12 protein-coding genes are annotated in these 14,732 nt (G+C 57.0%); 1 reads left to right on the top strand and 11 read right to left on the bottom strand.

Going from position 1 to position 14,732, the window contains the following annotated elements; translation table 11 throughout:
* Positions 1-151: 151 nt before the first annotated feature.
* From MHH28_RS30625 to MHH28_RS30590, 8 genes are all read right to left on the bottom strand, one after another.
* Positions 152-424 carry a hypothetical protein gene (locus tag MHH28_RS30625; protein WP_405109072.1) on the bottom strand — a complete coding sequence of 91 codons (273 nt, stop codon included), beginning with the start codon at positions 422-424 and terminating at the stop codon, positions 152-154.
* Between the two features lie 33 nt (positions 425-457).
* Positions 458-1,528 carry an SGNH/GDSL hydrolase family protein gene (locus MHH28_RS30620; protein WP_405109070.1) on the bottom strand — a complete coding sequence of 357 codons (1,071 nt, stop codon included), beginning with the start codon at positions 1,526-1,528 and terminating at the stop codon, positions 458-460.
* Between the two features lie 23 nt (positions 1,529-1,551).
* Entirely contained in the window at positions 1,552-2,940 is a 1,389-nt protein-coding gene (locus MHH28_RS30615; protein WP_405109067.1) for an FAD-dependent oxidoreductase, read from the bottom strand.
* A 28-nt stretch (positions 2,941-2,968) separates the two neighbouring features.
* The gene (locus MHH28_RS30610) at positions 2,969-3,979 is read right to left on the bottom strand and encodes a glycoside hydrolase family 130 protein (protein ID WP_405109064.1); all 1,011 of its coding nucleotides are present in this window, start codon (positions 3,977-3,979) and stop codon (positions 2,969-2,971) included.
* 36 nt (positions 3,980-4,015) lie between these two features.
* Positions 4,016-4,915: a carbohydrate ABC transporter permease gene (locus MHH28_RS30605; RefSeq protein ID WP_405109061.1), complete on the bottom strand. Its 900-nt coding sequence runs from the start codon at positions 4,913-4,915 to the stop codon at positions 4,016-4,018.
* A gap of 16 nt (positions 4,916-4,931) precedes the next feature.
* A complete protein-coding gene (locus MHH28_RS30600) occupies positions 4,932-5,831 on the bottom strand; it encodes a carbohydrate ABC transporter permease (protein WP_405109059.1) in 900 nt (299 codons plus the stop codon).
* Positions 5,832-5,898: 67 nt separating this feature from the next.
* On the bottom strand, positions 5,899-7,311 hold the full coding sequence (locus tag MHH28_RS30595) for an ABC transporter substrate-binding protein (RefSeq protein ID WP_405109056.1): 1,413 nt from the start codon (positions 7,309-7,311) through the stop codon (positions 5,899-5,901).
* A gap of 144 nt (positions 7,312-7,455) precedes the next feature.
* Entirely contained in the window at positions 7,456-8,679 is a 1,224-nt protein-coding gene (locus tag MHH28_RS30590) for a hypothetical protein (protein WP_405109054.1), read from the bottom strand.
* 235 nt (positions 8,680-8,914) lie between these two features.
* Here MHH28_RS30590 and MHH28_RS30585 point away from each other — a divergent pair, with 235 nt between their 5' ends.
* On the top strand, positions 8,915-10,423 hold the full coding sequence (locus MHH28_RS30585; RefSeq protein ID WP_405117335.1) for an FAD-dependent oxidoreductase: 1,509 nt from the start codon (positions 8,915-8,917) through the stop codon (positions 10,421-10,423).
* Here MHH28_RS30585 and MHH28_RS30580 read toward each other — a convergent pair.
* From MHH28_RS30580 to MHH28_RS30570, 3 genes are all read right to left on the bottom strand, one after another.
* Positions 10,410-11,123: a helix-turn-helix domain-containing protein gene (locus tag MHH28_RS30580; protein ID WP_405109051.1), complete on the bottom strand. Its 714-nt coding sequence runs from the start codon at positions 11,121-11,123 to the stop codon at positions 10,410-10,412. The genes MHH28_RS30585 and MHH28_RS30580 overlap by 14 nt on opposite strands.
* A gap of 113 nt (positions 11,124-11,236) precedes the next feature.
* A complete protein-coding gene (locus MHH28_RS30575) occupies positions 11,237-12,868 on the bottom strand; it encodes a response regulator (protein WP_405109048.1) in 1,632 nt (543 codons plus the stop codon).
* Positions 12,855-14,621, bottom strand: a complete 1,767-nt coding sequence (locus tag MHH28_RS30570) for a sensor histidine kinase (protein ID WP_405109046.1) — start codon at positions 14,619-14,621, stop codon at positions 12,855-12,857. The genes MHH28_RS30575 and MHH28_RS30570 overlap by 14 nt, the downstream gene beginning before the upstream one ends.
* Positions 14,622-14,732 lie beyond the last annotated feature (111 nt).

The raw sequence follows: 14,732 nt of genomic DNA, 5'->3' as shown, positions 1-14,732 counted from the left end.
AAGTGCACCGATTGGCCTCATTTGCGGTCCTAATCCGCAAGATAAGCGATTCTCAGTCCGCTTCAGCCTCAAAAATGACTTTTGGGGAGATATAGCGTCCTCTCAGTCCGCCAGACCACCAAGTTTGCGTTATCAGCAACAGATCAAACTATCACAACGGAGAGGGCAGCAGCCCCCCCATAAACCGGGTAGCTGCTGCCCTCATCAGTCTCGAATCCGCTATACTCGCCGCATGAATCCGCGCCGCGTTGTACTGGCAGGCTACTGCCGCCCTGCCTGATACGTTGCTGCCCCTCATCACTGGCTCCAACCCGCCATACTCGCCGCATGAATCCGCGCCGCGATGTACTGGCAGGCTACTGCCGCCCTGCCTGATACGTTGCTGCCCCTCATCACTGGCTCCAACCCGCCATACTCGCCGCATGAATCCGCGCAACGATGTACCGGCAAGGCAGCCCTACTGCCTTGCCGCTTGAAGGGCGGCCGCAAGTCTGCCGCCGAAACGGCTGCCCAGCAGCTCGTAGCCTTCGGCTCCGGGGTGCAGGCCATCCGTGAGCAGGTCCCCGTCCTCCGGGCCGAACCATTCCAGACCGTCCATGTAATGCAGATAGCGGTCTCCCCGCGCCTGCAACAGCTTCACCGTATCCGCAATCTCCCGGCGCATCAGCGGCAGGGTGAAGCCGAGCTTGTTCTCCTCCGTCTCCCGCTCCGTTCCGAAGGTCGGGGAGATGACAACCAGCGGCGTCTCCTTATGCTTCTCGCGGATCGTCTCCAGCATGCCAATCAGCAGCGGCGTGAACATCCGCGGGCTGGAGGATGCCGCCCCGTATATATTGACTCCGACGCACAAGGTAATCAGCTCCGCCGGCAAATCCCGGATCATCCGGCCTGCCATCGGCTCCATCAGGCAGTTGCCGGAGAAGCCGAGATTGGTCAGATGATAGCCGCATGCCGCGGCGGCAATGACCGGCCAGGTGCGCGAAGGGCTGGAGGCGGCCACACACTGGGTGATGGAGCTTCCGTAGGTTACCCAGCGCGGCCGCTTATCTGCAAGCGGTTCAGCGGCGGCTTCCTCTTCGATCCGCAGGCCGCTTAGCGTAAGACCGGTATTCTGCGGCAGATAGATCTCCAGCTCCTTCCTTCCGGGCGGGAGGCCGGTGAATAAGGCCTCCGTATCGCCCGCTGCAAGCCGCAGCGTCTGGAACAGCCGCCCGCCAGCCATGCAGTCGAAGGCCGCAGCATCCGCAAGCGGGCCGAACGACAGGGCCACGGTCCGGGAGGCGGTGGCCAGCCGCAGCCGGATACCGGAGCAGATCTCCGCCTTGCCGCCAATCCCGTCCGGCGGATACAAGTCGTAATCCCGGAAGGGAATACGCCAGGGCTTAATTCCTTCCTGGCGGTGCTCCAGCGAGACCGCCCCGTGGAACCACTCCTCCAGCAAAGGAAGGTTCCTCATTTTTTTCACGTTATTCACGTTATTCACGTTCCTAACGTTATTCACGTTATTCACGTTCCTAATGTTATTCATGCTATTCATGTTCTTCTCATCCCTCACTGCGTTTGTTCCGCTTCCGGATTCCGGTCCGCTGCCCCCGGAATGAAATTCTCCCCCAGCCACACCTCCTGATCCAGCAGGCGCTGCTGAAGCTCAGGGACCGAGATGCTGCGGGAATCCGCGCCGTCCCGCAGCGCAAGGGCTGCTGCCGTTCCGCAGGCCTGGCCCATCGAGAAGCAGTTCGGCATGACCCGCAGGGAGCCTTGCACCGCCCGGTCTGAAGACACGGAACGTCCCGCCACCCACAGATTGCGGATGCCTGCCGGAAGCATGATCCTGTAAGGCACCCCATGCGAGACTCCCGGCGGCAGGTGATTGAAGGTCATATCGCTCTTGCTGGTCGCCAAGTGGATATCAATATAATAGGCATTGCGGGCGATATCATCCGGGAAGGAGCGCGCGGCAATGAAATCATCCACAGTCAGCATGTAATCGCCTTGAATGCGCCGCGTCTCGCGGATGCCAAGCTGCTCCCCGCTCGCCACCAGATGCGCCTGCCCGAAGCCCGGCACATACTTGCGGAAGAATTCCAGCTGCCGCAGCACCGTCCGGCGGCCTTCGATGGCTCCACGTGTAAGCTCCTCTGCCTTGGTTCCGTCCACCCCGAAGACATGGCCGAAGTTAACGCCGACCAGATAATCACTCACCCAGGCCAGGCCGGAGATCGACTTACGGCCTTCCGGCAGCGCCCCTTCCGCCATTGCCCGTTCAACCGTCCGGTGCAGCTGCCCCGTATCTCCCGTCTCTTCCAGGAAGCGGCTGAACGCCTTGCGGTCCACATTCGCCAGCAGATAACACATGCTGCCCGGCTGAAGCTCCCCTTCCCCGCCGCCTTTCTGGAAAGGGACTCCCGACAGGGCAGCGATGTCCCCGTCACCCGTGCAGTCGATAATATACCGGCAGCGGATGAAAGATCTCCCCGATTTGTTGACAACAATTACGCCTTCAATGGTCTGCCCATCCGGGGACCGCACAACATCATAGACAAAGGTATGAAACAGCGGGGTCACGCCGCTCTCAAGAATAGCATCGTCATAGACCCGCTTCAGCACCTCAGGATCAATCGGCACCCAGTCCAGCAACTCCCGGTATTCCTCCTGATAGCCCGGATCGCAGGCCTGCTTCATCCGCTCCATCAGCTTCAGGCCGAGGCCGCGGATAATCGGCTTGACCTTATCCGTGTAGGGACAGAAGGCAGGCACAAGCGCAACGGTGCCCATTCCGCCCAGATACCCCCGCTGTTCCACGATCATGGTGCTCGCACCGCCTTCGGCAGCGGAGACGGCGGCGGCAATCCCTGCCGCCCCTCCGCCGATCACCAGCACATCCACCTCGCGGGAGACAAGCACATTGGCAGCCGGTAACGTGATATGTCCGTAATTCATAATGTCCTCCTTAGTAGGGCAGTTTTTGTTAGTTAGAACCGTTCTCCAGACACAGCCGCAGCAGGTCATCTACATGCGCAGTCGCCAGACATTCCACCGTATCCGCAGCACCGTAATAAATTTTTACCTCCCCCGAATCCTCCAGAATCATCCCGCCGGGAAAAATCACATTATTGCGGAATCCCCCCGAAGTCTCATACACCGCCTCGGGAGCAAGCAGCGGAGCCGCCGCCCGGCCGATGATCCGGCTGGGATCTTCAAGGTCAAGCAGCATAATTCCGGCGGTGTAACGCTTCTTCCAGCTGTCCTCCCAGCCGTTCTTGCCCCGGCTGCGGTTAAGGTCCACGGCATGGAAGGTAGTCAGCCAGCCCTTGTCCGTCTTGACCGGCGGTGCACCGGGACCTACCTTGTCATTGGCGTAAGCCACCTGCTCGACCGCCAGCAGCAGCTTATGATTCCCCCAGTACTTCAGGTCGGGGGAATCGCTCATCCACATGTCGAAGCGGTCCCGGCCGCCCCTGCTGTAGACGGGCAGCGGGCGCTCCAGCCTTACATATCTGCCGCCGATTCTCTCCGGGAACAGCACCATATTGCGGTTATCCGGCAGCGACAGGCTCAGCACCTCGAAGGAGCGGAAATCGTCCGTCACGGCGATGCCGCCGCGCAGCCCGTGCAGCGTATCCACCGCGAAGCACAGATAACAGCGTTCCCCTATCACGGTCAGGCGCGGATCATACACCCGGACCACTTCCTCATCATGCCAGGACCAGCACGGCTCCGGCTGCACCTCCCAGTTTACCCCGTCATCGCTGAACGCCAGCCCCAGATTGGTTGTATGATGAGGGGCAACGATTTCCTTACTCTCATCCCCGTAATCATTGCGGAATACCATTACGTATCTGCCTTTGAATTTGGCCACGCCTGCATTGAATACCATGGCGGGTCCGTAAGGAACATCCGCAGGCTTCAACACCGGATTACGCGGATGCCGGACCATCACCTGATTTGAGGTAAGTCTTCCTATCGTTAGATCGTTCATTGTAAAAGATTCTCCTTTGCACATACAAGATTAGTACTACCCCTTCACCGAACCGGCAGTAACCTGGATGAACGTCTTGTTCGCCAGAATATACGCCAGCAGCATCGGCAGGATCGACAGGCAGGCCCCGGCCATCATCAGATGAATCTGCATCGCGGCAGAGGAGCCGTAGCGGAGATTCGCCAGCCCGACCGTAAGCGTCTGCAGCTTCGGATTGGTCATCGTGAACACCAGCGGCAGAATATACTCGTTCCAGGCATGGCGGAAGGCGAAGAGTCCGGCAACCCCAAGTCCCGGAGTCAGCAGCGGCAGAATGATACGGAAGAACGTGCGGATGAAGCCGGAACCGTCCACCATTGCCGCCTCGTCCAGCTCCCGGGGAATCGCCTTGAAGAAGCCCTGCAGCATGAAAAAAGTGCTGGAATGGGCGCTGACCAGAATCAGTATGACTCCCCACAGCGTGGTATTCAGATGCAGCGCAACCATCAGGTCGAACTGCGGGCGCAGGACAATGGCCCCTACCGAAATGAACATCATGGACGCCTGTACTGTTACAAATATCCTTTTGCCGGGGAAATCACGCCGGTCTACCACATAGGCAGCCATCGAAGCAACCAGCAGCGTACCGACCGTAACCATCACGCTCATAAAAGCACTGTTCCAGGTATACCGGGCAAAATTGGCCTGTTTCCAGGCTTCCGCATAATTCGCGAATTGCAGCTTCGCCGGAAGCAGGCTACCGCCGGTCATCATCTCGGCCCCGGTCTTCAGCGAGCCGGTCAGCGTCATCAGCAGCGGAAACAAGGTCAGGATCGCCGTTGTCAGCAGGAACAGCCACATAAGCGTCCGGACCGCTATTCTGCCGGCATAGCCGGTTGGCCGGTCGGCAGTCTGCGGCTGTCCCGCCGGCTGTTTGGATATCACATGTTCATTCATAGTATGATCGGGCCTCCTAATACACCTTGTTCATTTTGCGGCTGAAGAAGAAATACAGGCCGGTTACCGCTCCGACAATCACAGCGGTGGCGAAGCCCACGGCGCTGCCGTAACCGAGCTGCTGCGTTACCGGTGAACCGGTGGATACAGGGAATAGCAGCTTGTAGAGATAGAGATACATGACTTCCGTTTTGCCGATCGGTCCGCCTTCGGTGATGACCATGATGCTCTCATAGCCCTTCAGGGAAGCGATAATCGCCAGCATAATGACCATCTGGGCTACCGGAGCCAGCATCGGAAGCGTAATATTCCAGAAGCGTCTTCCGGCGTTCGCTCCGTCGATGGACGCGCTCTCGTACAGGTCCTGCGGAATGCTCTGCAGCCCGGCGAGGAAGAGCAGCATATAGTTCCCGACTGCACCCCACACCGCCACGATAATAACCGTCAGCATCGCATGCTTCGGACCGAGCCAGTCAACCGGCTGGGAGACGAGATGCAACTTCATCAGAACCGTGTTAACCATCCCGTTATAGGAATTGAAGATGTTATAAAAAACAACCGAGATGACCGCAGTACTAATGACCGTCGGCATGAAATAAATGCCCCGGAGCAAATTCGACCCGCGCAATCTGCCGTTGAGAATGACCGCCAGCAGCAGAGACAGCGGCAGAGTCAGCAGCAGCTTGCCTCCGGCAAAGATGAAGGTATTGCGGACCGATTCCCAGAACAGGCTGTCCCGCAGCAGCCGGCTGAAATTGTCCAGCCCGATGAACAGTGCCTCGCCGTAGCCGGCATAATCATAGAACATATAGCGCAGCATCCAGATCAGAGGATAGATGCCGAGAGTGAGCGTCAGTATGATGCTCGGTGCAAGGAACAGGGAATTCTCCCCAAGTCTTTTCCATTTATAGATCATGATTGGTCTCCTTCAGGGAAAGCAAAGGGGCTGATCCGGGAATCCCGTACAAGCCCCTTTCTACCCGTTATTCTCCCTGCGGCTTCATTGGATTAAATGCCGGGTCAGGCGTAACGGTAACTTCGCCCTTCTCCACTGCTTTGGACAATGCGGCATTGTATCTTGTATTCAGATCAGCAGCAATGGCCTTGGCATCTCCGCCCGAGAGCATGTATTTGAAAAAAGCATCCGCATAGGTAGCGCCTTCCGGCGTAACGTTCGGCACAGCAGGCCAGAGAGAGTCATGCTCGCCGACCAGGAAGCCTTCCATACCGCCAATTTCCGGCTTCTTGGCCTGCTCCACAATGCTCGGCACAACAGCAATCCCGAAGCCCTTCTCATGATACGTCTTCAGAATATCGTCGCCGTACATGTACTGCATGAATTTCCAGGCGGCCTCCTGATGCGCTGATTTCGCACTGATCCCGAGCCAGGTACCGGCGGATACGATCTCCGAGGTTCCCTTAATCTGCCCGTCCAGCGTAGGGGCCAGCGTACCTGCCCAGTTGATCTCTGTGGGGAACTGGTCTTGGTATACACCCGGTTCCGTCGAGAAGCTGAGGTACATGCCGATTTTACCTGCGGCAAATTGGGCGCGCAGCGGGTCGATATCCAGAGTCTCCGCACCCGGCAGAATACTTCTGTCCTCGTACATTTGCTTGAAATACTCGATAACCTGGGAATAAGGTGCGAAGTCAAACTGGCCTGTCTTCAAGTCAAAACCGAGGCCCTGATAGCCGCTCAAGGAGAGAATCTCGCGGACCGAACGGTCAAAGGCCGCCTTCGGACTTTTGAAGTTCAGCGCGAAGCCGTAGACACCCTCGGATTTGCCGGCTTCAGTAATTTTCTTGGCAGCATCGACCATTTCCTGCAGCGAGACCGGAGGATTCGCGATGCCTGCTTTGTCAAAGAGATCTTTATTGTAGATCAGACGCAGGGTGAGACCGGTATTGGCCAAAGAATACACCTTGCCGTCAAAACGGTTGACACCATCGATCAGCAGGCTGCCGAATTTCGTTTTGATCTCATCGGTCAGGTAACCGTCAATCGGAGCGAGATAGCCTTTTTTGACAAATTCGGGGGTATTACCGCTCTTCAGACGGAGGATATCCGGTGCCTGGTTGCTGGTGAAGGCAATGTCAACGCTCTGCGCGTAATTCTCGGACATGACCGTCAATTCCACCTGGATATTCTCGCCGTTCGTCTCATTGAACTTATTGACCAATTCCTTGATATATTCCTGATCATGACGGTCATCGGTCCAGTATTTAAGCTGTATCGGCTCGCCTGTTGCTGCTGCGGCCGAAGCTGTGGGACTCGTTGTTGCCGCTCCGGGTATTCCCTCCGCCGTAGCACCGTTACCGTTATTGTTCCCGCCGCAGCCGGTAATTCCAGCGGCCAGCATGAGGCTCAGGCTGAGACCCAACCATTTTTTCTGCATACGTTCTACCCCTTTGATTGACATTTGTATTGTGAGCTCGTTCTCTATTATAGGTTACCCCTCCCGCAAAAGGAGTGCGGCAGACTCACTCTTGAGGGACAGAATTCTATTCTTTGCGGCAGGCAGCAGCGGACGTGCTCCTTGTTACAGCAGGATGCCGTTCTCATCAAATTTCCGGATGTACCCCACTAATTCCGCAAAATGAACCCAGGCGATACCCGCCTTCTGATCCGCAGCGCCATAAGACATAATTAAATCCTCCCCCACGACAATACCTCCTGTGGTAAATAGACAAGGTGTAGGATAATCCTCCGGCATCTCCCAATCCCGCTCCGCATACATTAGACGCTCGGAGCAGCGGTGGATAATAACCGGAAAATCATTCTCCTGTTCCCTGAGGATCATGAAGGACTGCGTATAGCCAAACTGCACATTCTTCTTAGCGTGGTAAGCCACCAGCCACTCCTGATTCCCCAGGGCGACCGGCGGCCAGCTTGCCCCCACACGGTTCTCCTCCCAATCAAACAGCGGGCTGGCCAGCAGCCGGTGGACTGCAGCAGGTGAAGCAAAATCCGCAATCGATTCCGCCGCCGCCAGATATATGGAGGGCTTGCCCGCCTCTTCCCCGCCTGCAAAGGGAAGGCCATTCATCGGCCGGTGCAGCATCACATATTGCCATTTACCTGCAATTCTCATCTTCTCAGGAAACAGGAACACATCGCGGTTATCGCTGACATGCCCCTCGGTAAGCGGGCCTACATACCCGAAAGCGTCTTCATATTCCCCCTCTTTCAGCTTGGCCAAATTCAGCTTGTACAGAACGCTGACCGTATCATTCGCCCGGGCCGATTGAATGAACGGGTCTGTCCTCTTTTCCGCAAAGATCCAATCCGGGACATATTCAAAGCGCGTCTGAACCGGAGGCTGCTGGCTGCTAAGCCAGTAGGGGCCAGGGGGAAAGGCCCGGCAGGCTACCGTGAGATACAGCTCGTTCCCGATATAGAAGATACGGGGGTCTTCCACACAGCCGTTGGCATAATTCCGCACCCTTGTTCCGTAAATATCCGTGATATACAGTTCATCCTCTTCGTACCCGAGAGCCGGAGCCAGAGCAGGTCTTGCAAAGTCTGCCTCCCATGTCTCTCCCCCGTCCCTGCTCCGCGCATACCCCAAAAAAATCGGATAGGGATCATGGCAGCCCTCTCTTCTTGCCTGCGGCCACGGGCCCGTTGCCCGGAAGAGCATATGAATGTCATTCGAGTCCGGGTCCTGAATGATAGCCGGATTCAGAACCATTTTGTCCGCCCAGTCACAGCCTGGTACAGGCTCAAGCGCCGGTTTGTCCAAATAGCGAAATTGTGGTTTCATAAGTTCCTCCCGATTTACCTCATGAACTCAGAGGCATATTCCATTTTTCAGCAATCAACTTATCATAGGCTACCCGCGAATTCAAAAGACTTTTTTCCTGAAACCGCCCTTCCCGGCAAAACAGTAAGATCCGTCAAATGAAACAGGAAGATCCATCATTCACGCGGGTCCGGTCAGCGGCTTATAATCATTTCTGCAGGCAAAATCGTTGTTGAGGAGGAGTATAGTGAACCGGATGAAACAGTATGATCTTGTCATATACGGCGGAACGGCAGCAGGTATAGCAGCGGCTGTTCAGGCAGCCATCATGGGCAAAAGTGCGGTAGTCATCGAGCAGAGCCGGAGAATTGGAGGGATGACCAGCGGAGGGCTGGGAGATACGGATGTGGGGATAACGGAGGCTGTCGGCGGCTTATCTCTGGAATTCTACCAGCGGATCGCGCAGAAATATGCGCAGGACGGGGCATGCTGGCTGTTCGAGCCCAAGGTCGCGCTTGAGGTGCTGCAGGACTGGGTGGCGGAGTATAACCTTGAAGTCATCTGCGGGGAGAGGCTTGAGCTGAAGGGCGGCGTGACCCGGCAAGGGGCAAGAATCACCTCTATCACCATGGAATCCGGGGAGGTCTATCACGGTAAAATGTTCATAGATGCCTCTTACGAGGGAGATCTGATGGGCCATTCCGGCGTGTCCTATGTGGTCGGCCGGGAGCCGAACGCACAGTATGGGGAGACGTTAAATGGCATTCAGCCCGGCCCTGAAGCAAATGAGCTCCCTCCGGGAATTGACCCCTATGTCATTAAAGGAGTGCCTTCGAGCGGATTACTCCCGCGTGTAAATGCGCACCGCGGCGGTGATGCTGGCGAGGGGGACCGTAAGCTGCAAGCCTATAACTTCCGTATGTGTCTGACAGACAATCCGGACAACCGCATGATGATCGGCAAGCCTGAGGGCTATAACGAAGCCGATTATGAGCTTCTGTTCCGGGCCATTGAACAGGGGCAGCGCTCACGCTTCTTCAAGCTGAACCGGGTCACTGCGGACAAGACCGATTCCAATAACAACAGCGGCATTTCAACAGATTACAACGGCATGAACCACAGTTATCCGGAGGCGGATTATGCTGCGCGGGAACAGATATGGGAGGCCCACCGCATTTATCAGCAGGGGTATGTCTGGACGATCCAGAACCATCCGCAGGTGCCGGAGGAGATCAGGGAATTCTATAAGCCGTGGGGACTGCCGCTCGATGAATTTACGGACAGCGGCCACTGGCCATCCCAGCTCTATATCAGGGAATCCCGCAGAATGACCGGAGATTATGTGGTGACGGAGCATGATGTAAGGCGGGAGCACCTGGTGCCGGATTCCGCCGGAATGGGCTCCTTCGCCATGGACTCGCATCATACGCAGTATTATGTGAACGAAGACGGGCATGTGAGCACAGAGGGCGGATTCTATATCCGGTTGGCTGAACCTTACCCGATCAGCTACCGGGCGATGCTGCCGAAGCGCAGCGAATGCACCAATCTGATCGTACCGGTATGCCTGTCGGCCACTCACGCGGCCTACGGCTCCATCCGGATGGAGCCGGTCTTCATGATTCTGGGACAATCGGCGGCAGCCGCTGCTGTACTGGCGCTTGAGGCGGACGGCATCGTTCAGAATGTTGAGTATGGACAGCTGCAAGCCCTGCTCCTTACATCCAATCAGGTGCTGTACACCACCGGACTCACCCGGGATTGAACCGGAAGCCGAAGCTGCGCCGGTACTCTCCCGGGGGAGCACCATACCGTTCCCGGAACATCCGGCAGAAATGGGCATAGCTCTGGAAACCCGTATTGTCGGCAACCTGCTCCAGTGAAAGTGTGCTGTAGAGCACCTGCTGCCCGGCAGACTTCAGCCTGACATCAATACAGTAGGCGAACGGCGATTGGCCAAAAGCGGCTTTGAACAGGCTGGAAGCGCGGGATATACTTAGCCCGGCGGAGGCGGAGATCTGCTCCAGGCTGAGCGGTTCATGGGCATGATTGTCAATGAACTGCTTCAGCCTGTAGGCGGTCTCCGCCCCTTTGGTGCGCCTTCTGGCCTGAATCACCTGCTCCAGCGTCAGGCAGAACGTTCTGAGCAGGTAATCCAGCATCTCCTCCTGATGCTGCATCACTTTCCTCTTCTCGCCGGCCATATGCTTCCATAAGGTTATGACCGTATCGTCAAAGCCGATATTCGTCCGGGCCGGCAGCCTGCGGTCCTGCCACCAGGAGTCGAGCCAGTCCCCGCTGCCGATCAGGAAATAATCAGAGGCGGGCTGAACTCCGCCTGACCCCGGAGCGCTGCGGGGCTGGACGATCAGCTCGTACGGCTGATCCGGAGCATAGATCAGCAGATCGCCGGGGATGATCGTCTCGTACTTTCCTTCTACCAGCGCGCGGCAGGTCCCTTCCATCTGAAGTCTGAAAAGATAGCAGGATAACCCATCTTGATACTGAACAGAGTGAGGCTGGGTATGTGTGAAATAATTGGCATAAAGAACGCTGCACCGGCGTGGATCGGACGCTGTCACAGGTAAGGCTCCTCCTGGCGGTCCGGGTGGTACCCCGCCCTGAACTCCGACGGCGTCTGTCCGGTGATCTTCTTGAACATCTCGCTGAAGTATCTGCGCTCCTCATACCCCACAGCAGATGCCACCTCCTGCACCTGTGCCCCTTCCACCAGCAGCAGCTTGGCCCTGTGAATGCGCTCTGCGGTAATATGCTGGGTAACGGTCACCCCGCTCACCTTTTTGAACAGGCTGGAGAAATAGCTGGCACTGAGATGAACATGAGCCGCACATTCACCGACAGTGATATCCTCGGACAAGCGGCCCCTGATATAGTCTATCGCTTCATAAATGACCTTCTGTCCTTCGGACAGGCTATTGCGCCGCACCAGGGCGGCCCCTTCTGTACACAGGTCCAGCAGCAGCCGCTGCAGGGAAGCGAGCGGCATCCCCGCTGTTCCCTGTACCGTCCTGAACCGCTGGATCAGCGGCTGAATCTCCCTGTAGGGAACCAGCTCGTAGAAGGTGCGGATCGCTGATGCGGCCAGCTCCTCATAGAGACTGAGCAGATAATCGGGATTGTGCCCGGAGATGAGGCTTTGCAGCGTCTCAGCAATTGCTGACAGGATTGAGCCTGTCCGGCTGACATTGCCGGAGCGCAGCGCCAGCAGCAGCTCATCCTTATACTCCAGCGCCAGCGGCTCCTGGCTTCCATTCTGATGAATATCGTCATACATAATGGCCGCATTGCCCTCGGTGAACAGATGGTGGGCCAGTGCCCCGTGCGCCTGGCGGTAGGAATCCGGCAGCTCGCTGGTCTCCTCCACCCGGCCGCCCACCCCGACCGAAACCGTGAACTTGGTATACTGTTCAATGTTCTTGCAGCAGCGTTCGGCAATCTCCACCGCACTGGCCGGACCACTGTCATTCATCACCGCCAGATAGCGGTTAAGCCTGGCGCGGAATACCACGCAGCGTGTATGTTCGGCAATGGTCTCCTGGGTGATATTCAACAGGGAGAAGCGGATCAGCTCCACCTCGCGGATGGACAGCTCGGCCGCCCGCTCCTGAAAGTGATCGATCTCAAGCAGCATGACCACGAACCCCTGCGGCTTCAGATCGATATTCAGGAATTCCCAGCGCGCCGCTGCCTGCTCCCACGACGTTCTGTGGCTGACCAGCAGGGAGAAATATTCCTGCCGCAGCACCGGCAGACTCTCCCGCAGCTTGTTCTCCATCTCCCGGACGGTATCCTGTCTGGAACGCTCCTCCATAATCTCCGACTTCGCCCGCAGCACCGCCTTCATGATCTCCTCTTCCGTAAACGGTTTGACCACGAAGTCGAATGCGCCGAGCTGTACCGCCTGCTGCGCATATTCAAAGTCGGCATAGCCGCTGACCAGAATGATTTTACAGTCCCGGTGGCGTTCCAGTACAGCACGCAGCATGGTCAGCCCGTCCATCCTCGGCATACGGATATCCGTAATGACCAGATCCGGACGCAGCTCCGCGATCAGGTCCAGCCCATCCTCACCGTTGGCCGCTGTCCCTGCCACCCGGATGCCGTGCTCCGCCCAGTTCATGCAGGCCAGGCCTTCCACGACGCTTTTAATATCATCAATGATACACAGGGTTACATTATGATCGTCCATCCTGATGCTCCTCCCGTTTCGGTAAAGATATACTAACCGCCGTCCCCCGGCCCGGTTCGCTGTCCACCCGGATTGCTGCACTGTCCCCGTAGTAGAGCTGCAGCCTGCGGATCAGATTGGATACGGCATAGCCCTTCTCCGACTCCCGCCGGAACAGTGCACGGACCGCCTCCTCGTCCATGCCCGCTCCGTTGTCGCGGACCTTAAGACACCAGCGTTCTCCCTCATCGAAGACTTCGATATCGATCTGCCCCCCGCTCTCCCGGTTGCGGAAGCCGTGCAGAATGCTGTTCTCCACCAGCGGCTGAAGCAGAATGCGCGGAATCGGGAGGGTAACCAGCGCTTCATCCTCCACATAGATCTCATAATGGAACAGCCCTTCATAACAGCTGCATTGGAGCTCCAGATACTGGCGGACATGCTCCAGCTCCTTGGACAGCGTCGTGATCTCCTGCCCCTTGTTCAGCCCGAGCTGGAACAGCCGGGACAGGGATACAACCATGCTCTGCGACTGCTTCACCTGCTTCAGATTCAGCTTCCAATAGATCGTATTCAGCGTGTTGTACAAGAAATGGGGGTCCATCTGCGCCGACAAGGCCTTGATCTCTGCCGAGCGCTTATTGGTCTGCGCCTGTGTGACCTCCCCGATCAGCACTACGATCTGCTCCAGCATCTGGTTGAACCGCATGCCGACCTGGGCCAGCTCGTCCCCGCTTCCGCTCTCGAATCGGGCAGTCAGATCGTTGCTCTCCACCCGCTTCATCACCTTCATCAGGCCTTGCAGCGGACCCAGCAGATAACGTGTAAAAGCTCCTGATACCATCATTGTAACGGTGAAGGCCGCGAGGGCCACCACCACAAGCAGCCATTTCACATAGATCATATCCTTCAGCACGCCGGCTTTGGACTGAATCGTGGTCATCGTCCAATCGGCAATGCCCAGATGCGCATAGTTCAGCAGATACGATTCGCCGCCCAGCTTGAAGGTATTGCTGAGATCCCGGCTGCGGCTGATCATCCCGGTCAGATCACTGCCCTCCACCGCCTGCCGGACCAGCGGGTCCTTCACCGAATAGACGGGACTGCCTGCCGCGTTCAGCAGGAAGCTGCGCGCCCCGCCGCCGGTGTCCCCGCTCACCAGCTTGCGGAAGCCGTCTTCACGGATATTGACAATGATATAGACCCCGCGGACCGCTGTATCGAATATGGGCTCCAGAATCAGTGAAATGACCCGGTCCTTCCCGGAGAACAGCATATCCTCATGGCCTTCGACCCACGTATTTTTCTTCTCCTGTTCGATACGCTCATACAGGAAGGTGTCCTTGAATTCCGTCAGGCGGTTGCGGTTCATGGACGAAGGGTAGAACTCCCCGATCGGCGTGGACACATAGATCGACTGGATCAGCGGCTCGGCAATCCGCGCCTGCGAGAAAACGTTATCAAGATCGTTCAGGTGAGTGTAATACCGGCCCGTATCCCCGGTGACCACATCCCTCATCATATCGTGAAAAGGCTGGCTGATCATGAAGGTCATCATAATCAGCATCAGCTTGTTCAGCTTCTCGTCGATAATCTGCGCGGATTTGACCACGGTATCCTGAGTGAGCTTCAGCGCATTCTTCTCCAGAATCGCCGCCGAGATGGAGTACGACAGTCCCCCGGTCATGAGCACGGAGAGGAGGATCACGGCTACGAATGCGGTTTTTAATTTGCTGCGGAACGATTGCTTCCGGAAATAGTCCAAGTCCTTCACGCCTTCCTGTGTGCAGATGCCTGCTCTTCGATTATGTCACCTGAACGCCCGGTCCGACAATACGCAGCGCATGAAATAGTGAACTCACCGTATGCGTAGCATGGATCTACC

Source organism: Paenibacillus sp. FSL K6-1217 (assembly GCF_045040735.1).
In the GTDB taxonomy this organism is placed as follows: Bacteria; Bacillota; Bacilli; order Paenibacillales; family Paenibacillaceae; genus Paenibacillus_AQ.
This window is presented reverse-complemented; position numbering and strand designations above follow the sequence as displayed.